This window comes from Candidatus Kirkpatrickella diaphorinae (assembly GCF_025736875.1).
GTDB classification, from domain to species: Bacteria; Pseudomonadota; Alphaproteobacteria; order Acetobacterales; family Acetobacteraceae; genus Sorlinia; species Sorlinia diaphorinae.
Genome location: NZ_CP107052.1, coordinates 293,689 through 316,140, shown reverse-complemented (window position 1 = coordinate 316,140; position 22,452 = coordinate 293,689). Strand labels below are relative to the sequence as shown.

General features: G+C 58.4%; 23 protein-coding genes. 10 read left to right on the top strand and 13 right to left on the bottom strand.

What is annotated here, in order from left to right; all coding sequences use genetic code 11:
* The first annotated feature begins 178 nt into the window (after nt 1-178).
* Together ygfZ and hisI are read left to right on the top strand one after the other, a co-directional pair.
* A complete protein-coding gene (gene ygfZ, locus N5W20_RS01485) occupies nt 179-994 on the top strand; it encodes a CAF17-like 4Fe-4S cluster assembly/insertion protein YgfZ (protein WP_319807171.1) in 816 nt (271 codons plus the stop codon).
* A complete protein-coding gene (gene hisI, locus N5W20_RS01480; RefSeq protein ID WP_319807170.1) occupies nt 978-1,403 on the top strand; it encodes a phosphoribosyl-AMP cyclohydrolase in 426 nt (141 codons plus the stop codon). The genes ygfZ and hisI overlap by 17 nt, the downstream gene beginning before the upstream one ends.
* A 24-nt stretch (nt 1,404-1,427) precedes the next feature.
* On the opposite strand, the gene lpxB is transcribed toward hisI, so the two are convergent.
* The 5 genes from lpxB to rpmI form a co-directional block, all read right to left on the bottom strand.
* On the bottom strand, nt 1,428-2,621 hold the full coding sequence (gene lpxB, locus N5W20_RS01475; RefSeq protein WP_319807169.1) for a lipid-A-disaccharide synthase: 1,194 nt from the start codon (nt 2,619-2,621) through the stop codon (nt 1,428-1,430).
* Nucleotides 2,622-2,628: 7 nt separating this feature from the next.
* Nucleotides 2,629-5,091 (bottom strand): phenylalanine--tRNA ligase subunit beta, encoded by a 2,463-nt coding sequence (gene pheT / locus N5W20_RS01470; RefSeq protein WP_319807168.1) that lies wholly within the window; start codon nt 5,089-5,091, stop codon nt 2,629-2,631.
* A gap of 3 nt (nt 5,092-5,094) precedes the next feature.
* The gene (gene pheS, locus N5W20_RS01465) at nt 5,095-6,165 is read right to left on the bottom strand and encodes a phenylalanine--tRNA ligase subunit alpha (protein WP_319807800.1); all 1,071 of its coding nucleotides are present in this window, start codon (nt 6,163-6,165) and stop codon (nt 5,095-5,097) included.
* A gap of 81 nt (nt 6,166-6,246) precedes the next feature.
* Nucleotides 6,247-6,618 (bottom strand): 50S ribosomal protein L20, encoded by a 372-nt coding sequence (rplT, locus tag N5W20_RS01460; RefSeq protein ID WP_319807167.1) that lies wholly within the window; start codon nt 6,616-6,618, stop codon nt 6,247-6,249.
* Between the two features lie 11 nt (nt 6,619-6,629).
* Nucleotides 6,630-6,833 (bottom strand): 50S ribosomal protein L35, encoded by a 204-nt coding sequence (gene rpmI / locus N5W20_RS01455; protein ID WP_011251850.1) that lies wholly within the window; start codon nt 6,831-6,833, stop codon nt 6,630-6,632.
* Nucleotides 6,834-7,167: 334 nt separating this feature from the next.
* Here rpmI and N5W20_RS01450 point away from each other — a divergent pair, with 334 nt between their 5' ends.
* A complete protein-coding gene (locus tag N5W20_RS01450; RefSeq protein ID WP_319807166.1) occupies nt 7,168-7,482 on the top strand; it encodes a hypothetical protein in 315 nt (104 codons plus the stop codon).
* A gap of 11 nt (nt 7,483-7,493) precedes the next feature.
* Here the strand turns inward: N5W20_RS01450 and N5W20_RS01445 are convergent, their stop codons facing one another.
* The 5 genes from N5W20_RS01445 to N5W20_RS01425 are packed head-to-tail and all read right to left on the bottom strand — an operon-like array spanning nt 7,494 to nt 13,688.
* Nucleotides 7,494-7,931, bottom strand: coding sequence for a SufE family protein (locus tag N5W20_RS01445; RefSeq protein ID WP_319807165.1), 438 nt, complete (start codon nt 7,929-7,931; stop codon nt 7,494-7,496).
* Nucleotides 7,931-9,244 (bottom strand): ATP-dependent protease ATPase subunit HslU, encoded by a 1,314-nt coding sequence (gene hslU / locus N5W20_RS01440; RefSeq protein WP_319807164.1) that lies wholly within the window; start codon nt 9,242-9,244, stop codon nt 7,931-7,933. Before hslU ends, N5W20_RS01445 begins: the two co-directional genes overlap by 1 nt.
* A gap of 14 nt (nt 9,245-9,258) precedes the next feature.
* A complete protein-coding gene (hslV, locus tag N5W20_RS01435) occupies nt 9,259-9,822 on the bottom strand; it encodes an ATP-dependent protease subunit HslV (protein ID WP_408869425.1) in 564 nt (187 codons plus the stop codon).
* 48 nt (nt 9,823-9,870) lie between these two features.
* The gene (locus N5W20_RS01430) at nt 9,871-11,820 is read right to left on the bottom strand and encodes a response regulator (protein WP_319807162.1); all 1,950 of its coding nucleotides are present in this window, start codon (nt 11,818-11,820) and stop codon (nt 9,871-9,873) included.
* Nucleotides 11,817-13,688, bottom strand: a complete 1,872-nt coding sequence (locus N5W20_RS01425; RefSeq protein ID WP_319807161.1) for a response regulator — start codon at nt 13,686-13,688, stop codon at nt 11,817-11,819. The genes N5W20_RS01430 and N5W20_RS01425 overlap by 4 nt, the downstream gene beginning before the upstream one ends.
* 169 nt (nt 13,689-13,857) lie before the next feature.
* Between N5W20_RS01425 and N5W20_RS01420 the strand changes: the two genes are divergently transcribed.
* From N5W20_RS01420 to N5W20_RS01405, 4 genes are all read left to right on the top strand, one after another.
* Nucleotides 13,858-14,262, top strand: a complete 405-nt coding sequence (locus N5W20_RS01420) for a hypothetical protein (protein ID WP_319807160.1) — start codon at nt 13,858-13,860, stop codon at nt 14,260-14,262.
* 64 nt (nt 14,263-14,326) lie between these two features.
* Nucleotides 14,327-14,914, top strand: coding sequence for a YdcF family protein (locus tag N5W20_RS01415; RefSeq protein ID WP_319807159.1), 588 nt, complete (start codon nt 14,327-14,329; stop codon nt 14,912-14,914).
* 57 nt (nt 14,915-14,971) lie between these two features.
* Nucleotides 14,972-15,775, top strand: coding sequence for a lysophospholipid acyltransferase family protein (locus N5W20_RS01410; RefSeq protein WP_319807158.1), 804 nt, complete (start codon nt 14,972-14,974; stop codon nt 15,773-15,775).
* Between the two features lie 265 nt (nt 15,776-16,040).
* A complete protein-coding gene (locus N5W20_RS01405; RefSeq protein WP_319807157.1) occupies nt 16,041-17,036 on the top strand; it encodes a hypothetical protein in 996 nt (331 codons plus the stop codon).
* A gap of 5 nt (nt 17,037-17,041) precedes the next feature.
* Here N5W20_RS01405 and gloB read toward each other — a convergent pair whose 3' ends face one another.
* Nucleotides 17,042-17,761, bottom strand: a complete 720-nt coding sequence (gene gloB / locus N5W20_RS01400; RefSeq protein WP_319807156.1) for a hydroxyacylglutathione hydrolase — start codon at nt 17,759-17,761, stop codon at nt 17,042-17,044.
* Nucleotides 17,762-17,923: 162 nt separating this feature from the next.
* Here gloB and bla point away from each other — a divergent pair, with 162 nt between their 5' ends.
* The 3 genes from bla (at nt 17,924) to N5W20_RS01385 (ending at nt 20,547) form a co-directional block, all read left to right on the top strand.
* Complete coding sequence (gene bla / locus N5W20_RS01395) at nt 17,924-18,811, top strand: class A beta-lactamase (protein ID WP_319807155.1); 888 nt, start codon at nt 17,924-17,926, stop codon at nt 18,809-18,811.
* Between the two features lie 193 nt (nt 18,812-19,004).
* Nucleotides 19,005-19,682: a phosphatidylserine decarboxylase gene (locus tag N5W20_RS01390; RefSeq protein WP_319807799.1), complete on the top strand. Its 678-nt coding sequence runs from the start codon at nt 19,005-19,007 to the stop codon at nt 19,680-19,682.
* Between the two features lie 10 nt (nt 19,683-19,692).
* A complete protein-coding gene (locus N5W20_RS01385; RefSeq protein WP_319807154.1) occupies nt 19,693-20,547 on the top strand; it encodes a CDP-alcohol phosphatidyltransferase family protein in 855 nt (284 codons plus the stop codon).
* A gap of 36 nt (nt 20,548-20,583) precedes the next feature.
* On the opposite strand, the gene gltX is transcribed toward N5W20_RS01385, so the two are convergent.
* Nucleotides 20,584-21,918, bottom strand: a complete 1,335-nt coding sequence (gltX, locus tag N5W20_RS01380) for a glutamate--tRNA ligase (RefSeq protein ID WP_319807153.1) — start codon at nt 21,916-21,918, stop codon at nt 20,584-20,586.
* A gap of 146 nt (nt 21,919-22,064) precedes the next feature.
* A complete protein-coding gene (locus tag N5W20_RS01375; RefSeq protein ID WP_319807152.1) occupies nt 22,065-22,451 on the bottom strand; it encodes a hypothetical protein in 387 nt (128 codons plus the stop codon).
* Nucleotide 22,452 lies beyond the last annotated feature (1 nt).

Here is a 22,452-nt window from a genome sequence, read left to right as displayed (position 1 = left end):
TACCTCCGGTGCAGTCTTCCCGAACAGCCAACCGCACTGAACGCAGAGCATGGCGGGCGAAAATCTCGCCACGGGAAAGGATACTTGCAAATTGCTCGCTTCTATCACAGCTTAAAGCCAATGGGCGCGTCAAGCGCGACTGTTGCAATTTTACGTGTATCAAGGCGGTAAACATCATATGGCATGCGCCAGGCTTTCTGACCGACGGATTATTTCAATTGCCGGACCTGATCGCGTCGCATTTTTACAGGGCCTCGTCTCCAATGATGTCTCGACATGCGATGCACACACCTCAATCTGGGCCGCTTTACTGACGCCGAAGGGACGTTATCGGGCTGATTTCTTCCTCTCGGCGCAGGATGACAGGCTGCTGCTGGATATTGACGCGACCCGGGCGGATGCGACCTTGACCCAGCTTAAACGCTACAGCTTACGGGCAAAAATCGAGATATCCCTCCCTGAAGGGCAGGTTTATGCGGGATGGGATGTGCCGCCCCCCTCTGGCGCCTGCGCCGACCCGCGCCTCCCCCAGGCAGGGTGGCGGAAGATCATCCTTGAAGGCGCGGACATGCTGCAATGCGATCATGATCTCGCGGATTACGCGGCGCATTGTCTGGCGCTGGGGCTGCCGCCTTCTTCCATCTATCAGATTGATGAGACTTTATTGCTGGAGGCGAATTTCGACCTTCTTAATGGCATATCCTGGATAAAAGGCTGCTATGTCGGTCAGGAAGTCACGGCGCGTATGCATTATCGGGGCGGCGTCAAAAAGCGTCTTGTCCCTGTCACAACCCCCCAAGCCTGCCTGCCTGACCCTGGCACCATCTTGACGCTGGAAGATGGGCAGGAAGCCGGCGAAATGCGCCTCGCTCACGTGCAAACTGGCGTCGCATTGCTGCGCAAACCGTTCTGGCGGCGGTCATTCCGACTTAACGGCATTGAGATTATGCCCTCACCTCCTGCATGGTTTCCGAACGATGACTCAGACATATAATCCGCCCTCCGACACATCCATCTCGGAAATCCTGCAAAAAGTCCGTTTCGACGCGGATGGGCTTGTCGCGGCCATCGCGCAATCCGCGACGGCACCGCATGAAGTCCTCATGCTGGCCTGGATGGATGAAGGCGCCTTGCGGGAGACATTGACGACCGGAAGGGTCTGTTATTACTCCCGCTCCCGGCAGAAATTATGGCGCAAAGGCGAGACGTCGGGGCAGGTGCAGTCTTTAGTGTCAGCAATGCTCGATTGTGATGGCGATGCCGTCCTACTGCGCGTCGCCCAGCAGGGTGTGGCGTGTCATACCGGGCGGCGCAGTTGCTTTTACCTCTCCGTCACGCCCGGCGGCCTGGTTGAGAACGCCGCCCCCGAAATCGCGCCGGAAAAACTCTATCCCAAAGCGTGAGGTGATCATACTTGTCGCGCGATTTCAGGGTGACACGTTTTCAGAGGGTTGCAGAAGCGCCATCACCTCATAGGCCGCCGCTTCAGCCGGGGTGACGGGCGCGCCATCCCGATCCGGGGCGTGTAATTGCGACATGATCTCTGTAAAAGCGGTTTTCTGCGCCGCGCGCGCATCCGGGTCGGTCAGAAGCTGGGTGACGGCGGAAGCGAGATTTTCCGGCGTGCATTTCTCCTGAAGCAGTTCCGGCACGATTTCCCGCCCGGCGAGGAGATTGACCATCGCGACAAACGGGACTTTGATCATCCTTCGGGCGAAATAAGCTGTGAGCGCATGCACACGGTAGGCCACCACCATCGGCGTGCCAGCGAGGGCGAGTTCTAAAGTCGAGGTGCCTGATTTTGTCATGGCCACCCCCGCCGCGGCGAAAGCATCAAATTTATCATGCATATCGACGATAATTCGCGGCGGCTCGGCCCATTTCGCCGTGGCGTGACGCACGACACCCTGCATCAGGGGAGATATCGGTATAACGGGACAGATCTCGCCGAAGCGCGCTTTCAGTATCGCCACCATGCGCCCATAAATTGGCAAAAGGCGTGGCACTTCCGACTTCCGGCTGCCTGGCAGAAGCACGATGATCGGGACGTGATCGGCAATCCCGTGCCGCCGCCGGAAATGCGCGCCATCGCCTGTATCAGCCCCGGATTGAATGACAGGATGCCCCACAAATGTCGCGGGAATACCCCGCTGCTGGAACCAGCCCTGCTCAAAAGGGAGGAGACATAACAGGCGGTCCCATAATTGCGGGAAGGATTTGGCGCGGCTCTCCCGCCAGGCCCAGACCTGAGGCCCGACATAATGCAGGCGCGGAATGCCGAGATGTTTGATCCGCTTTAAAAGGCGCAGAGCAAAGCCGGGGCTGTCGATTGTGACAATGACGTCAGGCTTGCGCAGGGTGATGTCATTCACCGCCTCATCCAACCGCGCCGAAAGCTTGCGGATACGGGGGAGGATTTCCGCAAGCCCCATAATGGAGAGATCCTGCATCGGGAAGAGGCTGTGCAGGCCGAGCGCCTCCATCTGCGCGCCGCCCACCCCGACAAACATCATATTATGGTCGAGCTGCGACAAGGCCTCCATCAGCCGCGCGCCAAGAATGTCGCCGCTTGCCTCCCCCGCGAGGAGCCAGACGATACGTGGGCGCGCTGGTTGGGTCATCCTGGCCTCATTGCCTTAATTCGGCCCCGACCGTTTTGGTCGCGATATTCACGATTTTTTCGGCGACGGCGTCAATTTCTGCAAGTTTCAGCGCCGTATGGAGGGGTTGGATGGTCACCTCTAGTCCCAGCGACTTCTTATCGTCGGGCAGATTACCGCCTTCAAACACATCAAAAAGACTGACAGCGGTGATCAGATTTCGGTCCACGCCGCGGACGGATTTCAGCAGATCCTGCGCATCCACTTTTTTATCCACGATAAAGGCGAAATCCCGATGGATCGGCTGCAGGCTGGGAATTTCCGGCGCTTGACGCTTTTTGACTTTTCGGGCCGGTACGGCGTCGAGATTGAGCGAGAAAACAGCCAAAGTGCCGCTACAACCCATTTCCCGGACGATCTGTGGATGGAGTTCACCGAAATAGCCGAGAACCGTCTTGGGCCCCAATTGGACGGCGCCCGATTTTCCCGGATGGAAATAAGGCGGAACCTTGCGCGACACGGTTACCGCCTCTGACGGGACGCCCATTTCGTCAAGGAGCGCCATGAGGTCACTTTTCACATCCCACAAATTATATTCCCGCGCCCGTGCGCCGGGCCGACGCGCGGTTTCCCCCGCGCGCAGACCTGCAAGCAACGTCGCCTGTCCGGATGGGGAAAAACCCGGCCCGACCTCAAAGAGCGCCGCACGCGCTGCGCCGCGCGCCTCATTTCGGTGCCAGGCTTTGACGAGATTGATCAGCGGTGTGGGCCGCATATGGCTCAGATCAACCGCGATCGGGTTAAGGAGCGATAATTTCTCGGATGTTTCATTGAAAAGTGCCGCCTCCTCCGTTGAGACAAAGGAGAAACCGATGGTTTCCGTCAAACCCAGCGCCGCACATAAATGCCGGGCGCGCCGCGACGCCATGCGTTTCGCCATGACGGATTGATCCGCCTTGCCCGTAAATTCCGGCAGAGGACGCGGCACGATCTCATCCAACCCGCGTATCCGCAGGATCTCTTCAATAAGGTCCCGCTCTCCCTCCACCAGTTTAACGCTCTGCGCCGCGCGTTCCGCGACATTGTCATCCAGCGTTGGCGACGGGTCCAGCTTGATGGGGGCCGCAATGTCATGACGCCATGACGGCACATGGACCGTCACAGAGGCCGCATCACGTGCAGCGACCGTGAATCCCAGATGCTCCAGCGTTTCCACCACCTCATCAGCCTGAAGCTTGGCACCCCCGAAGCTGTCAAGCTTCTCAAAGCGAAGACGCGCCGTGCGCTGCCATTCGGGCAATCTCCCCGCGGAGACGATTTCGCTCGCCTCACCGCCACAGAGATCGAGGATGAGTTTTGTCGCCGCTTCCAGCCCGGGCAGGACGAGCGCCGGGTCAACACCGCGCTCAAACCGGTAGCGCCCATCTGTATGGATGCCGAGGCGCCGCCCCGTCAGGGCGATGCGGACAGGTTCAAAGAGGGCGGACTCAATAAAGACGTGCTGTGTTTCGTTGGAAACGCTGCTCGCCGCGCCACCTATAATGCCCGCCAGAGACTGAACGCCCCCCTCATCCGCGACGATCAGATCCTGATCGCTCAGCAGATAAGTATTGCCATCCAACGCCTTGAAGCTTTCACCATGGCCCAATGTCATGGACAGCGTATCGCCGGAAAGCTTTTCGGCATCAAAGACGTGAAGGGGACGCCCTATATCCATCAGAAGAAAATTAGTGACGTCCACGAGCGCCGAATTGGGGCGCAGACCGACTGATTTAAGGCGGTTTTGTAGCCAGGCGGGGCTGGGCCGGTTGCGGACATTGCGGATCAGCCGCCCCACAACATAGGGACAGGCATCAGCGTGATCGATCTTCCATTTGATCGTCGATGGACCCTGCCCGTCCACAACTTCTGCGAGCCACGCTTTCAAATGCCCAAGCCCGGCAGCGGCGAGGTCACGTGCGATGCCATAGACACTCAGCGCGTCACCCCGGTTCGGGGTGATGGAGATGTCGATGACCGTCTCATTCAATCCGGCGAACTCAGCGTAAGGCTGGCCCAGCACCACCGCTTCCGGCAGTTCAGCAATGCCGTCACTCTCCTCTCCTAATCCGAGCTCACGCAGGGAGCACAACATGCCGCCACTGGCCTCACCGCGGATCTGACCGGCTTTGATGGTCATGTCACTGCCGGGAATATAAGTGCCCGGCGGGGCGAAAACGACATGCAGCCCGGTCCGCGCATTAGGCGCACCGCAAACGACCTGCACCTTCTCATATCCCGGGCCTGCCGCCACATCACAGACTTGCAGGCGGTCCGCATTCGGGTGGGGGCGCGCCTCAAGGATTTTGGCGAGGCGGAAACCGGATAATTTCTCAGCCTGATTTTCAACGCTTTCGACTTCGAGGCCGATGCGGTTCAGCGCTGCTGTGATCTCCTCAATGGAAGCCGTGAAATCGAGATGTTCCCGCAGCCATGAAAGGGTAAATTTCATGATTCAGACCCCCTTACCCGGAACACGCGTCTCAAAGGCGGAAAAACCGTAATGCCGCAGCCAGCGCAGGTCACTCTCGTAAAATGAGCGTAAATCAGGGATGCCATATTTGAGCATGGTCAACCTCTCCACACCCATCCCGAAAGCGAAGCCCTGCCAGACTTCCGGATCAACGCCGCAATTTGCCAGCACACGGGGCTGCACCATCCCGGCGCCAAGCACTTCAAGCCAGTCCTCCCCCCCGCCAATATTGCCGGTTTTGCGGGACCAGCCAATATCCACTTCCATCGAGGGTTCCGTAAATGGAAAATAGGAAGCGCGAAAACGCACGGGCAGATCCGGCTTATCGAAAAATGCCCGCAGAAACGCGATGAGGCAGAATTTGAGATGGGCCAGCGTGATGTCGCGATCAATCAGGATCCCCTCACATTGGTGAAACATCGGAGAATGCGTGGCGTCATGATCGGCGCGGTAGGTCCGGCCCGGTGCAATCACCCGGATGGGCGGCGCGTTACTCAGCAGCGTGCGGATCTGCACACCTGACGTCTGCGTGCGCAGAACGGGCTCCGGCGCGTCGGCACGTGGGCGCGGCAGGTAGAATGTGTCATGTTCCGTTCGGGCGGGATGATGCTCCGGCGTGTTCAGGGCGGAGAAATTATGCCACTGACTTTCAATATCCGGCCCTTCCGCCACGCCGAAACCCATTCCGCCGAAAATATCGATCATCTCATCAATCGTTTGATGAATGGGATGGAGCAGCCCATCCTCACGACGCGCGACGGGCATGGTGACATCGACGCGCTCTGCTTCCAGCTGGGCGGCGAGGAGATCCGACTCGATCGCTTTTTTCCGCTGTACGAAGGCCACGTTGAGCACATCCCGAACCTGGTTCAGCGCCGCGCCACGCTGGCGGCGCTCATCCGGTGCGAGCGGGCCAAGCGCCTTGAGCTGCTGCGTCAGCCAGCCGGATTTGCCGAGCGTCCTGACCCTGAGCGCCTCCCATGAAGCCTCATCACCCAATGTTTCAAGGTCAGCCAGGGTCGTGCTCTTCAGAATGTCGAGATCGTCAACCATCATTCACCCGTCATCACGCAACATAAAAAAAGGGCCGTCCTCAAGCAAGACGGCCCATTTCCTGAACACCAGATTGGGAAATCAGGCCTTGGCGGGCTGCTCAAGCGCCTGCTGGGCCTTTTTAACGATTTCCGCAAATGTCGCCGCATCGTCAAAGGCAATCGCGGCAAGAACCTTACGGTCAATCTCAATCCCCGCCAAGGACAGGCCATTGATAAATTTGCTGTAAGTCAGCCCATGCTCACGCACGGCGGCATTGATACGCTGAATCCAGAGACCGCGAAAATCACGCTTTTTATTGCGGCGGTCACGATAGGCATAACGCAATGCCTTTTCGAGCCGCTCCAGCGCGATGCGGTAATTTGTCGATGAGCGCCCGCGATAACCTTTGGACAGCTCCAGAACTTTTTTGTGACGCGCGTGAGTCGTCACGCCCCGTTTGACACGTGCCATGATCTATCTCCTCACGAAAGCCCGTAGGGGGCCCATTGCTTGATTGTCTTCGCGTCCATATCCGTCATGGTCTGCGGACCACGGTTGGTGCGCTTCATTTTCTGAGGGCGGTTGATCAGGCCGTGGCGCTTATTGCCGGGGCCGCACATCACTTTACCCGTCGCGGTAATCTTGAAGCGTTTTTTCACCGACGACTTCGTCTTCATTTTGGGCATTTCAGTCTCCTTAAACTTGTCCAGGCTGCACAAAACCCTTTCGGGCGGCAGCGTTCTGCGGCCGGGCATGCCACTTATCTGGCCACGGACGCGCAGGTGAGGAGTGTCACCTAGCCGAATTCGCCCTCCGAAACAACCTTTTTTGACTCGTCTCACCAGCGCAATGCCGCGCCCGGGCGCGCAGGCCGCGCGACCCGATACGCACCGGATGCACGCTTCACATCTTTGGCGCCATGCAAATGGACCGGCATGCAACCTTGCTGACGTTGAGCCGCTTAGATGTTCGTCAATCCATGACATCAAAGCCCCGCATTCCCGCGTGAAGGAAATCCCGATGTTGAAAAGACTTTTCGCCTCCTCACTCGCCCTGAGCCTGCTGGTTGCGCCAATGGCCGTGCAGGCCAAAACGTGCCGCGACGCCGATACAGGCCGCTACGTTAAATGTGTCAAGAAAAAGCCGGTCCGTTGCCGCGATGAAAAAACCGGCCGTTTCGTCAAATGCACCACGCCGCACCCGACAAAATGCCGTGATGATAAAGGACGCTTCACCGCCTGCACGACAGAAGGCACGATGACGACCACCCCGTCTCTCGATAAAGCGACGTCCCCCGTCATGCCGGATGTGCCGCAACCGGCCATGGCGCACTGAGATGCTTCGGGCTATTCGGCTGCGGCAACGCGCCGGATGGCCCGCGCCATTGCCTCCACCCCGTTACCACGATTGGCGGAGAGGGCTTTGACAAGCCCCAGACGGTGCAGGAAGTCCGGCGGCGTCTCGCTGATTTCCGCCGCGCTGCGCCCTGAATAGACGCGCAGCAACAGGCCGACGAGGCCACTTACAATGGCCGCATCCGAATCACCTGCAAACCAGATCTTACCGCCTTTATGCTGCGCCTCCAGCCACACCTGGCTTTGACAGCCTGGCACACGATGGGCGTCATTCTGCCAGGCTTCCGGAAAAGCCGGCAATTGCCGTCCCATCTCAATGATATATTGATAGCGATCCGTCCAGTCATCGAAGAGCGCAAGCTCGTCCGCGATGGCCGCAATGGCGGCGGCCGCCGTTTCCTCCGGAGGTGAGACGAAAGGTGCCGCCATCAGAGGATGAACCGGCTGAGATCGTCCCGCCTAGCCAGCGAATCGACGCGATCATGCACCTCTTTTGCCGTGATCTCGATCACCTCATCCTTCCTGTCGGACGCCGCGAAGGAGACCTCCTCCAACAGACGCTCCATAACGGTCGCCAGGCGCCGCGCGCCGATATTTTCCACGCGATTATTGATGTTCGCTGCCGTTTCGGCCAGGGCGTCAATCGCGTCCTCCGTGAATGAAAGCGTCACACCCTCCGTTTTCATGAGCGCGATATATTGTTTGATGAGGGAATGCTCCGGCTCACTCAAAATGCGACGCAGATCATCCCGTGTCAGCGTCGCCAGCTCAACGCGAATGGGCAGGCGGCCCTGAAGCTCGGGCAGCAGGTCGGATGGTTTAGCCAGATGGAAAGCGCCGGACGCGATAAACAGGATATGATCCGTCTTGATCGGACCATATTTAGTGGACACGGTGGTGCCTTCAATCAGCGGCAGAAGGTCACGCTGCACGCCCTCGCGTGAAATATCAGCACCGCGCGCCCCACCCTCAGCCGACCGGGCACAGACTTTATCGATCTCGTCGAGAAAGACGATGCCATGGTCCTGCGTATGGCGCACCGCTTCCTGCGCGAGACTGTCATCATCCAGAAGCTTGTCCGACTCATCCCGAACCAACAGAATACGCGCGGCGGAAATCGTCAGGCGGCGCTTCTGAGGTGCGCGATTCATGATGTTTTTCATCATGTCGGAAATATTGATCACCGCGCCGGGCGTCAGGCCCGGCATCTCCCCGCCATCGCGACCGCCATCCGGCTGAACGTCAACCTCAACCTCCTTATCCTCCAGCTCCCCATTCCGGAGACGCTGGCGGAATTTGGTTTTCGTGTCCGCTGAGGCCTGCTCTCCAACCAGGGCGTCGACGAGGCGTTGTTCCGCCGCGGCTTCGGCCTTGACCTGAACATCCTTGCGACGCATGTCGCGCAGCATATTCAGAGACACCTCAATCAGGTCGCGGATGATCGACTCAACATCGCGCCCGACATAGCCGACCTCGGTGAATTTTGTGGCTTCAACCTTGATGAAAGGTGATTGCGCCAGCCGCGCCAGCCGCCGGGCGATCTCGGTCTTGCCGCAACCTGTGGGCCCGATCATGAGGATGTTTTTCGGGACGACTTCCTCACGCAAAGCATCGGGCAGTTGCGCCCGCCGCCAACGATTTCGGAGGGCGATGGCCACGGCGCGCTTGGCATCATTCTGCCCGACAATATAGCGATCGAGTTCCGACACGATTTCCCGTGGGGAGAATTGAGGCGTTTCCATTCCTGATACCTGATTTAAAGCGTTTCAACCGTGACAGAGTGATTTGTGTAGACGCAGATGTCTCCGGCGATCTTCATCGCGCGCCGGGCAATATCCTCCGACGACAGACCCTCAATTTCAATGAGGGCGCGCGCTGCGGAAAGGGCGTAATTGCCGCCTGACCCGATCGCGATGATGCCATCCGCGGGCTCCAGCACATCACCATTACCCGTCAAAGTGTAGGAATGATCCTTATCTGCGACCGCCATCATCGCCTCCAACCGGCGCAGATAGCGGTCCGTGCGCCAATCCTTGGCGAGTTCAACGCACGCTGTTTCCAGGTCATTCGGGTAGCGCGCGAGCTTGGCTTCCAGGCGCTCCAGAAGGGTGAAGGCGTCAGCCGTCGCCCCCGCAAACCCCGCGAGGATGTTTTTATCTGCGCCAATCCGTCGCACCTTGCGGGCATTGCCCTTGATGATCGTCTGGCCCAACGTCACCTGGCCATCACCGGCCATCGTAACTTTGTCCCCGCGTCGCACGCAGAGGATCGTGGTGCCGTGCCATCCGACATAGTCGGGATTATGATGCGTGTTTTTCATGTTCATCCAGATAGTTAAAACTTGTCGCAAAGCAAGATGGCGGGCAGGCTAATTGATGATTGACGCAATCGCTTCATCCAGCATCGCCCGCGTAAAAGGTTTCTCAAGCACCTGGTGATGTGGCGGTCGGTGGGCCGCATCAGCATAGCCGCTGATATAAAGGCGTTTAAGATCCGGCTGTTTCTCCGCAAGGCGATTTCCACATTCCTGCCCACTCATGCGGGGCATCATCAGGTCCAGTATCGCAAGGTCGAACCTCTGCCCGGCCAGAAGGCAGGCGAGCCCGGCTTCTCCATCCGCCACGCTGACAACTTCGTGACCACTGCGCCGCAGAAACTGCTCTGTCACCAGCCGTACAGGCGCTTCATCATCAATCAGCAATATTTTCAGTTGCCGCGTCTCGCCAGGAATGGCCGTCATGTCAGACGCAAGCTCAGCCCCCTGGGCCGGGACTTTTGGCAGAAGCAGGGAAATGCATGTCCCCTGCCCGGGCGCGCTTTTGACTTTGATATCTCCGCCGCATCTTTTGACGAAGCGGTAAATCGTCGATAATCCGAGGCCGGTGCCCTGACCGATTTTCTTTGTGGTGAAAAACGGGTCAAAAATACGGGCAGCAATTTCGGGCGTCATGCCGTGCCCCTCATCACAAACCGAAATCACGACAAAATCTGCGGTCGGGGACGAGATGTCCTCCTCAACGCGGATCGCCACGGTGCCGCCATTCTGCATCGCGTCCCGCGCATTGATGCAGAGATTGAGCAACGCCATCTCGAGTTGTTCCGGGTCGCTTTGAACACAAAGATCATCCGCGCGCACCGCCACATGTGAGAGATCCAATGCGCATTTCCCGGTTTCCCCGGCAGCATCGCTTGCGCGATTGAGGCTTTGGGACAGCAACTCCCTCAAATTCCGGATCAACCTGACGACATTAACGGCTTGCAGGGCCGGTGACTTCGGTCGGCCGAATTCCAGCAGGCTGCGCGTCAGGGTCGCGCCTTTGCGGGCGGAATCTATAGCGTTTTCGACAAGCTTTTGCGGGACTGACGCGTCACCCTCCCCCTCCGATGGAAGCATGTCATGCAAAAGATCGAGTGAACCGAGAATGGCGGTCAGCAGATTATTGAAGTCATGCGCGATGCCGCCCGATAATGTGCCCAAAGCGCGCATTTTATCATCCTGGCGCATCCTCTGCTCCAGCCCGCGGCGCTCTGTCACATCCCTCTCAAAACTGGCCTGCCAACGCTGCGCGGGAGGGAGAAGCACGCCATCAGCCTGGCGCGGCCAGGGCAGGACGATACGTGTCCGCTCCAGCCAGTTCGTGACGCCATCGCGCGTGACGGGGACACATTGTTCGAGCTTTCCCCTAATCACCACCTCACTTCTCAGAGCAATGATGGCGTCACGCTCCTCCGCCGGGTAAAGCGTTTCCTCCAGCACTTCCCGATCGCTGTCAGGCTGATCGGCAGCATCGCTCTCAAAATCACGATTTTTATTATGCCGGATAACGCGGCCTTCCGCGTCGGAAAACACGATATCGAACGCGGCGGCACTTAAAGTGCTTTGAAGGAGAAATCTCTCTTTGAAGAGGGCTTTTTCAGTGTGAAAACGCGACGCGCTTTCCCGCACCATGGCTTTCAACCCGTCCGAATCCCACGGTTTGTGCACGTAGAACTGTATCCGGCCTTGATTAAGTGCGGTGATCACCACGGAGAGATCCGCATAACCGGTGAGGAGGATGCTTTTCGCATCCGTCTTATCCTGCACCTGAGACAGAAAAACATCCCCCGTCATGCCCGGCATACGCTGATCTGAGATGATAACCGCGATCTCGGGATGGTCTCTGACAAGGGTAAGGGCATCATGGGGGCTGGTGGTGGAGATGATATCAAATTCACCTTCGAGCAGGTCACTCAAAGCGACGAGTATTTCCGGCTCATCATCGACGATCAGGATGAGGCTGCGCGGTGTTTTATGGGGCGACGCGGTCGGATGGATCATTCTGTTTTTCCTATTGTTTCGAGTCCGGATGGCGTCCATTTGACCGGTATTGTCATTGTGAAGCGCGCGCCATCCCCGCGCCCCCCTTTGAGACGCGCTTCACTGACCTCAATATTGCCGCCGTGCGCATCGATGACGCCATAAGCAATGGCGAGGCCCAGCCCCGTCCCCTCTCCCACGGGCTTCGTGGTAAAAAATGGCTCAAATACCCGGCCTTTAATGGCGGCAGGCACGCCGGGCCCATCATCTGCGACGCTGATGACGTAAAAAGCCCCTTCCTCCGATTGCTGGAGCGATGTTTCAATCACGATACGGCCCAGCGCGGCACCCGGTGCCGGGTTGACCGGCGCCCCCTCCGCGCGGATCGCGTCCGCCGCATTGCTGACCATATTCATCACAGCCTGATTGACCAGTGCTGACTGGCAGATGAGGGTACGGGGGGCGGCAAGGTGACGCTCCACGATAATGTCGCCACCAAATTTATGTGACAGTAAGGCGAGGGAGCCATCAATCGCCTCGAACACGTCAATTTGTCGAAAAGCGCTTTCATCCAGGCGGGAGAAACGTCTCAGGCTCAGGACGAGGTTCTGGATCCTCTGAAGGCCCATGCGCATGGCGCCGGTACGATTGATGCATTTCCCGATAAGGTCGGACCGCACCTTATCCGTCAGCACCTCGGGTGGGTTGGCGAGTTCATCCAGGACGCGCGCGATTGTCTCCTCATGCGCGATAATGAAAGCCAGCGGGTTGTTGATTTCATGCGCGATGCCCGCCACCAGCTCCCCCAGCGACGCCATTTTGGCCGTCTGCACCAGTTGGGATTGCGTTTCAAGCAATCGCGCATTGGCTTCCGCCAGTTCGGCATTCGCCTGGGCAAGGGCCTCGGCGATGGCAGCTTTCGCCGCGACGGCCCGCGCCTCATTCCGCGCTGTCTGGAAGGCGACTTCCCGCACCTGGCGGCGGATTTCCTCCTCCCGCAGCGCGTCCTGCGCCAGTTTACGCTGCACCATGACCTTGATGCGCAATGCGAGCACCTCTGGCGCGGTGTCATCCGGGACGAGGTCATCAACGCCCGCATCGAACAGAAAAGCCGAGGAATGACGCCGGAACTGCTCAGCCTCCACCACACCGATAATGCGGAAAGCCGCCGCACCAGCCTCCACCACATCTTGCCGCCGCGCATCGATACTCCGGCAGAAACTGTCACTATCGCCATGGGGCGCCGTCAGATCGAGAATCAGAAGATCAGGCCCCTCATCTCCACTGAACCACCCTCCCTGGATCATCTCACTTGACCCGGAAACCGTTGTGACAGTGTGCCCATCCCGCCACAGAAGTTCCCCGAGCGACGTGCCATCGTCAGTTCGCGCCCATCGGGCGGGCCGGTCCACCGCATCATCCTCATCTGCCTCAAGGGGGCGCGTCACGATGACGATGCGCGCCCGCCGGAAGGACCCCGCTGTCTCCGCCTGCAAGAAGTCCGAACCGTCCCGCAAAAGCGCGCGCATCCGCAGAATAATGAGGTCCGGATGGGCGGATTTGGAGAGATATGCATCAGCGCCGCTTTCGAGCCCCTCACGCGTATGGCCCAGCCCCCCATCCTCCGTCAGCATGAGGATGGGCGTTGAACGCGACTGGGTGTTCATACGGATCTGTCGCACCATCTGCCCGCCATTCATGCCCGGCAACTGGTAGTCGGATACGATGAGGTCGGGGCGAGAGAGTTCAAAACCGGCAAGGGCGGCCTCACCCGTCAGCGCGCGGACCACCGTGAAGCCCTGCCCCTCAAGCAGTTCGGTCAGCGGCAAGGCGGCGGCGTCATGAGGTTCCACGAGAAGGATGAGCGGTTTTTCATTCGTCAACGTCATCCGGGCCGGATCCCCTCCCTGCCGCGTCCTGCATCCATGTAACGGCCAAATAGTTTCACATTTGGATCATTGCATTTAACATTGTCCAAGGCTACCTCTGAGAGAGATTTGAGAGGCAGGGCAGGAAGCCCTTCAGGACAAGTTCGATCATGTTGTTGGGATAATCAAAATGGACCCTGATTTACGCGCCCCCATGGGACACGCGCCACGGGCAGCATCTTCCTACAGCCCGGAACGCCGTTTCATCGGTATTCGCGGCCTGTTTTTCGCGGCGCTTTACTGTGCCGCGCATTTCTTCCAGCAGATTGCAGAATTTTTTGCGCCGATTGCCCTCATCGCCGGTATTATTTGGAAGATCGCGCCCTCTTTAACGAATTTATTGGCGGATAAAGCGAAGATGGTGTCCGCGCAGTCTGACATTAATCTGGGCTCGCTCGACAATATCGTGCCCGCCCATCTTTCATTTTCAGGCCTGACATTGACAGCCTCCAATCTGGTCTTTGACGGCTTTCTGATGATGCTCGTCGCGGCCATCGCCTCTACCGTGGCGGTCTATGCGGGACGGCGGATCTGACCTCACCCGGGATGATGGCAGATTGCGCATTTCCCTCCCCCCATCGCTTTCAAGACATCGTGCCATGATGCGCCGCCTCATTCTGCCGGGCGTCGCCTTACTGGCCGCCGCGTGGTTAACGGGGCTGGTTCTGTTCAGCCTCGACGCCATGCGCAGCCGCTATGACCTCGTCAGATGTGACGGGATTGTCGCACTTACGGGCGGTGCGGAGCGTGTCGAGGTTGCCATTGACCTTCTCGAACGTGGGTTCGGACGGGATCTATTGATCTCCGGCGTGGGTGCGCGTACGACCCTGCCGCAATTGCGGCTGCGTGAGGGTTCACCCCTCTCACCTCTGCCGTCCGACCATATCACGCTCGGCCGACGCGCGATTTCAACAATTGGCAATGCTGCTGAAACGGCAGGTTGGGTGCGGGCGCACCAAATTCATACGCTGTTGGTTGTCACGGCCGGATATCACGTGCGCCGCGCCATTATGGAAATCCATCGCGCCGTCCCGGAAGTTGAACTTTACCCGTACCCCATTCAATCGCCCGCCCTGCGACACCCTTCCAGCCTTTACACAGCGCGCCTTCTGACTGTCGAATATATGAAATGGCTCGGCTCGCTACTGCGTTTTTCACGTGGGAAAAATCTGAAACCTGACATTTGATTATCTTGACACAGCGTGCCACCTTCGCACGTTTGGGAACATTGGTAGGGACACGTCATGCGCGTCGCGCGAAGCATATTTTTCCAGCTCTATTTTTTTATACTGACCATTATCATGGGACTGGGCGCATTGCCGCTCCGCCTCCTCAAGCGCCAGGATTGCGCATTGACCTATGCCCGGCTCTGGAGCCGCCTGACGCTTCTGGGGCTCAGCAAAATATGCGGGATTGAAATCGTCATTATCGGACGGGAAAACATCCCCAACACGCCGTGCCTGATTGCCTCTCAACATCAATCGTTTTTTGACGGGTTCGTCTGGATGAATCTTGTTGAGAGGCCAGCCTATATCATCAAGAAGGAATTGACACGCATCCCGCTTGTCGGCCCGATGCTGATATTATCCGGGATGATCCCGGTCGAGCGCTCCGCCGGGTCAAAAGCGCTTCGCTGCCTGATCCGGGATACACAGGATCGTTTCGATGACCGACGTCAGGTGATCATCTTCCCGCAGGGCACGCGCGTCAAACCGGGAGAACGCGTGCCACTCCAGCCCGGCATCATGGCGCTGGCGAAGCAGGCCAATGCGCCCGTCGTCCCTGTTGCCACAAATTCAGGTCTTTTCTGGCCCCGTAAAGGTTGGACGAAATTTCCGGGCACGTTGAAAATCGTCATCGGCCCCGCTTTGGCCATGGATAGCAGCCGCGGAAACCTCATCGCCACGATCGATGCCTCCTGGCAGGCGCTGGAAAAATCCGGGGGCTTGTATAACCATGTGGATAACTCTGTGGACGTAACTGAGGAGAACATTGTCCCAGCCATGCCCCAAGGGAATAAAGGCGCGGCCCTCGACGCGCCGGGCTGAACGACACCGGAAACGAAACGACTCTCTCTACCCTGATTTTTATAAGTAAAAACAACGGGGATACGGTATTTCCCGTTTATTAAGACCCCACCCCCCGCCGGGACCCGATACGCTTCGTTTTTCAACAAAACATGCCGCGTTGGCAAAAATTTTAGTTAAGAAACTCGGAACGCGCGCTGGGGATAACTTGACTCACCGGGAATCGCGGGGAAGTCAGGAGAAAACCGCTTCGAACCCGAAACGTGACCTTAAAGGACGCCTCTTTATGACCACGTGGACGCTGATCAAAAGCTTTTCCGTGTGCCTCATTTGCACAATCATCGCCCATGTGACGGCGTCCTGGTCGGCCCGTCATATGCTTGACCAACAGATGCATCACGCGATCATCGCGTTGGAAGCACATGGCTGGCACATGGCTCATAACCCGGCAATCCAAAAGCAGACGCGCCTGTTCGGGGCGGCGCTCACTTATCGTGACATCGATATGATTGATGATGCGCGGCACCATTTTTCAGCGCGCGCCCTCACCGTGACCCATCACCTTTTTTTGCGGCCGCGCCTTGATTTCTCGACTGTGATCGCGCGGCGTGATGAGGGGGATGTTGTGACCGCTTCGTCCGTCCATCTCAAGCTCAATCGCCTGGGCCGGTGGACAGGCTTCCGCGTCACCGATCTTTCCATTGTTTCCCGGTCTGAGCCCGCTTTCTCCGTCGCGGCACCGCATTTGGATGGCGATGTCCTCATCCAGCCACCGGATGCGCAGAAGCTTCTCAGCGTCGCCCTCTCCGCTCGGTCTAATCGGCTCACTTCGTCGCCGACATTTGGAACGGATAATGCCGCGTCTTTTCCGCTGCTCTCCATGACGCTCACAGACGCGCAAATCAAGGCGGCGCTTGATTTGAAGCGCGAAGCCGCTTCCGGCACCCTTCACTTGAGCCGCGCCTATATTCAGCAGGTCGCGGGGCATGTCGGTCCGCTCGCCATGCTTTTGTCAGGTAAAATTGATGGTCAGGGCGATGGAGAATTGACGACTGAAATGTGGAACATCAAGTCAGCCATTGAAGGTTGGCGCAGCGCGCATCAATCACCGTTAGAGGACGCCGCCCGCGCGCGTCTGTTGGACTTGCTGGAGAAAATGGATGGAGACGTGCCCGACCACGTTATTTTCAGCCTCCGCGTTCAGCACTGGCAGATAGAACCCGCCGCACATGGGCAGTTACGGACGCTTTTCGACGCGCTTACCTTTTCTTCCCCCTCCTGACGCGGTCAGAAGGAATCTTTCAAAGCCCGCAACTGGCCAAGTTTCCCACTCGAATTGGCGGTTAGGAACGGATTGAGCTGCCGCTCCTCCCCCAGAAGGCTTGGCAGGGTCGGCTGCCCGGCGTCACGTAAGGCCCGCGCTTTCAGATCGTAAGCGCGGAGAGCATCATCATTGGGGTTGAGCGTGCGGGCGAAAGCGAGGTTGGACAATGTATATTCATGCCCGCAATAGAGTTTCGTCTCGTCGGGCAGGGCGGCGTATTTCTTAAGCGTTTGGAACATCATTTCCGGCGTCCCCTCAAACAGGCGACCGCAGCCCATGCTGAATAACGTGTCTCCACTGAATAAAGCCGGCCCTTCCGGGAAGAAAAAGCTGAGATGCCCCAGCACATGGCCGGGCGTTTCCATGACGTTGCCGCGCAAGGCCCCCACCTCAATGACGTCCCCTTCTTTGACGGCCACATCAAGGCGCGGCAATCGATGCGCCTGGGACGCCGCCCCGATGATGCGCGCCCCTGTGACTGACCGTAAAGCCTCCGCACCGCCAATATGGTCCTGATGGTGATGGGTCAGCAAAATTGCATCCAACGATGCATTTTCCAACGCTTCGAAAACGGGTGCGGCCTCGCCAGGGTCCACCACCGCAATCGTGCCGGTTTGCGGATCATGGATCATCCATATGTAATTATCCCCGAAAGCTCGCAGGGGGGTGACGTGCATTTTCATCCTGGTCTCACCGCTTTAAATAAGAACGCCTGACAGGGAATAGCACGTCCCGACGCCTGTCGAAAAAAGGAACGTGTCGAACGGGCGTTTTTACGGCAGACTGCGTTGATGCGCGCAGAAGGACGCAACGCGCTTCACCTGACTTTGCGAGGCGCCCGAACAATGTCTCACCGCTCGACCCGCCGAGAAATTCTGGCTTCAGGCATCAGCGCTGTGCTGGCGCCACGGGCTTTCGGCGCGGAAATCGCGGATTTCAGCGGGGCGCGAGATATCGACGCCTTACAGAAGCGCACGGGTGGTCGGATCGGTTTTTCCGCGCGGCTTCACGGTGAAAGGCGCATGCTGGCATTTCAGCCTGACCAGCTTTTCCCGATGTGCAGCACGCATAAATTCATCTCGGTTGCTGCCTTATTGGCGCTGGTGGACTCGGGCAAGCGGGACTTGCGACAATTTATCCGCTATACGGAGAGGGACATTCAATTCTACGCGCCTGTCGCGAAACGCCACCTTCATGAAGGCGGTATGTCTTTGAACGCGATCTGCGCTGCCGCCTTCCGGCAGAGCGACAATAGTGCAGCCAATCTCATCTTGCAGGAATTAGGCGGCCCGGCGGGCTGGACGCGATTTGCAAGGCAGATCAATGACCCTGTCTCCCGCCTCGACCGTTATGAACCGGCTTTGAACGCGGCGGAAGCCGGTGATGAACGAGATACGACCTCTCCCGAGGCGATGCGCCGCAATATTGAAAAGATTTTGACCGGTAACGTCCTGTCCCGCCCCTCCCGGCGACGCCTCACTTATTGGATGCGCAATGCCCCACTGACATCCTCCCTGATACAATCCGGGCTGGGGCGCAAGGCGGATGTCTATGACAAATCCGGCGCGGGCGCACATGGCACGCGCGGCGATATTGGTCTTGTCAATCTCCGTGACGGCACGATGATGTCGGTCGCCATATATCTCACAGGCACGACGCTGAGTCGCCGGGCGCAGGATCGCCTCATCGCGGAAATCACACGCCGTATTGTCCGACAGTTTTTTCCGACTTAAGGGGATGCACCCTGACTGTGCGGCGTCGTTCCGGGTCTCGTCGCCCTCTCCAGTGCCTCTTCCGGTCTAAAGCCCTCGTTAAACCGCGTGACATCATGTAGGATTGGCGCCGTCTCAGGCTGATACGCTCCATATGCCGGTCGGTCGACATCGTTTGACGACCCTGGCCGGTGCAGGCAGTAAAGGTTTTACCATGTCCCTTTTGCAATCCATCCGAACCGTCATCGCCCCCCCTCACAAGGCGGCGACTCCTTTCCTCGCTTTGACGGGGCTTCTCACCCTGATCGGCCGCGCCACGCCATGGCGGGCGACGCGTTGGGTCGGGCATGTCGGGCTGGCGGGACTTGCCTTCTGCCTCTATTTTTTCCGCGACCCGAAACGTGTTTCCCCCGTCCGCGCCAACCTGGCTCTCGCGCCGGCGGATGGTCATATCACATCGGTGGAACTGGCCACCCCACCGGCAGCATTGGATATGGGGGATCAGCCTGTCTGGCGCGTCGCCACGTTTCTTTCCGTACTGGATGTGCATATCAACCGGATGCCGTCAAAGGGGGTCGTCACGCGCGTCGCCTATCATGAAGGGCAATTCATCAATGCCAGTCTCGATAAAGCCTCAGATCTCAATGAGCGGAATGAAGTCCGCCTGACGCTGGATGACGGGCGCCATATGGCCATCGTCCAAATTGCCGGCCTCATCGCCCGCAGGATCGTCTGCTACGCGGAAGAGGGCAGCACTTATGAGCCGGGTGAACGCTTCGGGCTGATCCGTTTCGGCTCTCGCACCGATCTTTACCTGCCGCACGGCGTTACGCCTCTGGTCAGTGTCGGTCAGAAAATGGTCGGCGGCGAGACGGTGATTGCAGAACTTTAATATCGCGAACATGCCACATAACCGAGCCAGAAAGCGGCGCCTAAGACGCCTCAACCCCCTTCGTGTGCGACGCCCCCGCGTGCGGGGCCTGTCCTTTAACCGGCTGATCCCGAATATTCTGACGATGCTCGGCCTGTGTGCCGGGTTGAGCGCCATTCGCTTTGGTATTGAAAGCCGGTTTGAGGAAGCGGCGATTGCCCTCCTGGTCGCCGCCTGTATTGACGGGCTCGACGGACGGATTGCGCGGCTTCTGCATGCGACATCGCATTTTGGCGCTGAATTTGACAGCCTGTCCGACTTCGTCTGTTTCGGTGTCGCACCCTCCCTGCTGCTTTTTCTGTGGACGCTGCAATGGGAGGGGGGGCGCTATGGCTTTATTCCCTGCATCCTTTTTACGGTTTGCATGGCGCTGCGCCTCGCGCGTTTTAATGCCAGCCTCGCTGATGATGACAAACCTGCTTATTCCGCGAATTACTTTACCGGTGTCCCGGCGCCTGCGGGGGCGCTGATTGTGCTCTTCCCGCTCTTTATGGGGTTGGAGGCGCGCCGCATTCAGTCAGAATGGCTCTTTACCTGCGCTCATCAGCCGCTTCTCTCCGCCATCATGTTGATGATGACCGCAGCTTTGCTGGTTTCCACGACGCCCGTCTGGTCGTTCAAGAACTTCAGGATACCATCACGGCATATTCTGCCGATCATGCTTGGGACGGTTCTTTACGCGACCTTCCTGATCTCTGACCCCTGGGCCGCCCTGGCCCTCGCCGCCCTCGTCTATCTGCTGATGATCCCGTTCAGCCGTCAAAGCTTCAAAAAGCTGAAGAGGGAGGCCGAGGCGCTCTCGGAGGAAGTCGAAGCGGTCACTTGACGCTGTCGGGAAAACGGGCCACCAGCGCGACGAGACTTAGTTTGCCGCCGCCTCTTCCAACCGTCGCACGGTTTTTTCCCGTCCGATAAAGGGCAGGATCGCCTTTAGTTCCGGCCCGTTTTCCTCTCCCGTCAAAGCGAGGCGAAGCGGCATGAAAAGCGATTTCCCGGCGCGGCCGGACGCCGCTTTCAGGGCTGAGACCCATATCTGCCAGACCGATTCATCCCATGCGCCGGTCGGCAGGACCGTGATGGCCTGGCTGAGGAAATCCGCCTCCGCCTTCAAAGCGGGCGGCGTGATGTCATCCTTGACGATCGACCACCAATGCGCCGCTTCAGGCAGAAGATCAATATTATGCCGGATGACGTCCCAGAAGGCCTCCGGCAGGTCGGAAGGCAGGCGGGACTTCACCGCCTCATAGGCGCGGCCCTGAAGCAGGCGACGATTAAGACCGAGCAACTGGCGCATGTCAAAACGCGCCGCCGCCCGGGAGATCGCGCTGATATCATAGGACCTGGCCGCCTCATCAAAATTCATCGGCTCAGGGTTCAGGGCACTGCCGATGCGGGAAAGGTAAGAAATAATCGCATCCGGCTCCACCCCATCCTGACGCAGGGATTTGAGGGAAAGGGAGTCAAACCTCTTGGATAATTTACCCCCGCCTTCATCCAACAGGAGCGGCAGGTGGGCAAAGGTAAAACGCGCTTTCGGCCCGGCCAAAGCCTCAATAATATCGAGCTGCACCCCCGTATTGGTGATGTGATCTTCACCACGAATGATGTGGGTCACGCCGAGTTCGAGGTCATCAACGACGGAAGCGAGGGTGTAAAGGATGGTGCCATCCGCCCGCACCAGCACGGGGTCGGAAATTGCGGTAAGTTTGACCTGGCATGCCCCCATGACGAGATCCTGCCAGGCGCGGTGCCCGTTTGTCAGGCGGAAGCGCCAGTGAGGCACTTTCCCGTTTGCTTCTGCCTTGGCGCGCTGTTCCGCCGTCAGGGACAGCATCGCGCGGTCATAAATCGGGGGCTTTCGGGCGCGGATGCGCGCCTCTCGCTTGGCGGCCAGTTCCTGTTCCGTCTCGAAGCAGGGATAAAGGCGTCCGCTCGCTTTCAGCGCTTCAATGGCGGCCTGATAGCGGTCAAGCCGGGCCGTCTGTCGGGCCGTTTCGTCCCAGGCAATTCCAAGCCAGGTGAGGTCCGTTTGAATGGCGTTTTCATATTCCGCTTTGGACCGGCCTGTATCCGTATCATCGATACGAAGAAGAAACTGCGCCGCGTGGTGCCGCGCATAAAGCGCATTGGCAATGGCAAGACGCGCATTGCCAACATGAAGATAACCTGTAGGACTGGGAGCAAAGCGGAGTTTCATGCGCTCTCTATGCCGCGCCGTGAGATAAATTTCCAGTCGTAAAAAGCTGGCAGAGATATTCCCCGTTAAACATATGTCGATGGCAGTGAGGTTATGTCATCGCGCCGCACGTGGCCTTGGCTGGCAATTACGGCATGAAGGATGATCTAACCTTCCCCTCCCGGGAAGAATTCTTCGTCATCCTCAATCAGGCGGCGCGGGTCCAGCGCACGCCAGTCGCGTTCCATCGGTGTGGCGGGGTTGGCGGCGAAATCATCAAGTTCATTGGCTGAGCGCCAACCATCATCACCCGCATCGACAACGACCGCATCTTCACCGAAACTATACCAGTTTTCAATAACATCCCGCGGCGACGCCCCGCGAACGCGCCCGCGTTCGATGCTGTCGCGCACATAAGCGCGCGCGAAGGCATTCGCATGCGCCAGATCCACAAATTTGGGAATGTTCTCGACAATATCATCTTCCGATGCACCGGAATGGTCCATGATGCGCACCGTCCAGCTTTGCGCCTCGGGCGCGTCGGGCTTGGTCATA

Coding starts and splice junctions, on each gene's coding strand:
- rpmI (WP_011251850.1), bottom strand. CDS start 6,833: ATGCCCAAAATGAAGACGAAGTCGTCGGTGAAAAAACGCTTCAAGATT.
- ygfZ (WP_319807171.1), top strand. CDS start 179: ATGGCATGCGCCAGGCTTTCTGACCGACGGATTATTTCAATTGCCGGA.
- N5W20_RS01390 (WP_319807799.1), top strand. CDS start 19,005: ATGTCCCTTTTGCAATCCATCCGAACCGTCATCGCCCCCCCTCACAAG.
- gltX (WP_319807153.1), bottom strand. CDS start 21,918: ATGAAACTCCGCTTTGCTCCCAGTCCTACAGGTTATCTTCATGTTGGC.
- pheT (WP_319807168.1), bottom strand. CDS start 5,091: ATGAAATTTACCCTTTCATGGCTGCGGGAACATCTCGATTTCACGGCT.
- pheS (WP_319807800.1), bottom strand. CDS start 6,165: ATGGTTGACGATCTCGACATTCTGAAGAGCACGACCCTGGCTGACCTT.
- hslU (WP_319807164.1), bottom strand. CDS start 9,244: ATGGAAACGCCTCAATTCTCCCCACGGGAAATCGTGTCGGAACTCGAT.
- gloB (WP_319807156.1), bottom strand. CDS start 17,761: ATGAAAATGCACGTCACCCCCCTGCGAGCTTTCGGGGATAATTACATA.
- N5W20_RS01410 (WP_319807158.1), top strand. CDS start 14,972: ATGCGCGTCGCGCGAAGCATATTTTTCCAGCTCTATTTTTTTATACTG.
- rplT (WP_319807167.1), bottom strand. CDS start 6,618: ATGGCACGTGTCAAACGGGGCGTGACGACTCACGCGCGTCACAAAAAA.
- lpxB (WP_319807169.1), bottom strand. CDS start 2,621: ATGACCCAACCAGCGCGCCCACGTATCGTCTGGCTCCTCGCGGGGGAG.
- N5W20_RS01415 (WP_319807159.1), top strand. CDS start 14,327: ATGATGCGCCGCCTCATTCTGCCGGGCGTCGCCTTACTGGCCGCCGCG.
- N5W20_RS01420 (WP_319807160.1), top strand. CDS start 13,858: ATGGACCCTGATTTACGCGCCCCCATGGGACACGCGCCACGGGCAGCA.
- N5W20_RS01375 (WP_319807152.1), bottom strand. CDS start 22,451: ATGACCAAGCCCGACGCGCCCGAGGCGCAAAGCTGGACGGTGCGCATC.
- bla (WP_319807155.1), top strand. CDS start 17,924: ATGTCTCACCGCTCGACCCGCCGAGAAATTCTGGCTTCAGGCATCAGC.
- N5W20_RS01405 (WP_319807157.1), top strand. CDS start 16,041: ATGACCACGTGGACGCTGATCAAAAGCTTTTCCGTGTGCCTCATTTGC.
- N5W20_RS01445 (WP_319807165.1), bottom strand. CDS start 7,931: ATGGCGGCACCTTTCGTCTCACCTCCGGAGGAAACGGCGGCCGCCGCC.
- N5W20_RS01430 (WP_319807162.1), bottom strand. CDS start 11,820: ATGATCCATCCGACCGCGTCGCCCCATAAAACACCGCGCAGCCTCATC.
- hslV (WP_408869425.1), bottom strand. CDS start 9,822: ATGAAAAACACGCATCATAATCCCGACTATGTCGGATGGCACGGCACC.
- N5W20_RS01425 (WP_319807161.1), bottom strand. CDS start 13,688: ATGACGTTGACGAATGAAAAACCGCTCATCCTTCTCGTGGAACCTCAT.
- N5W20_RS01450 (WP_319807166.1), top strand. CDS start 7,168: ATGTTGAAAAGACTTTTCGCCTCCTCACTCGCCCTGAGCCTGCTGGTT.
- N5W20_RS01385 (WP_319807154.1), top strand. CDS start 19,693: ATGCCACATAACCGAGCCAGAAAGCGGCGCCTAAGACGCCTCAACCCC.
- hisI (WP_319807170.1), top strand. CDS start 978: ATGACTCAGACATATAATCCGCCCTCCGACACATCCATCTCGGAAATC.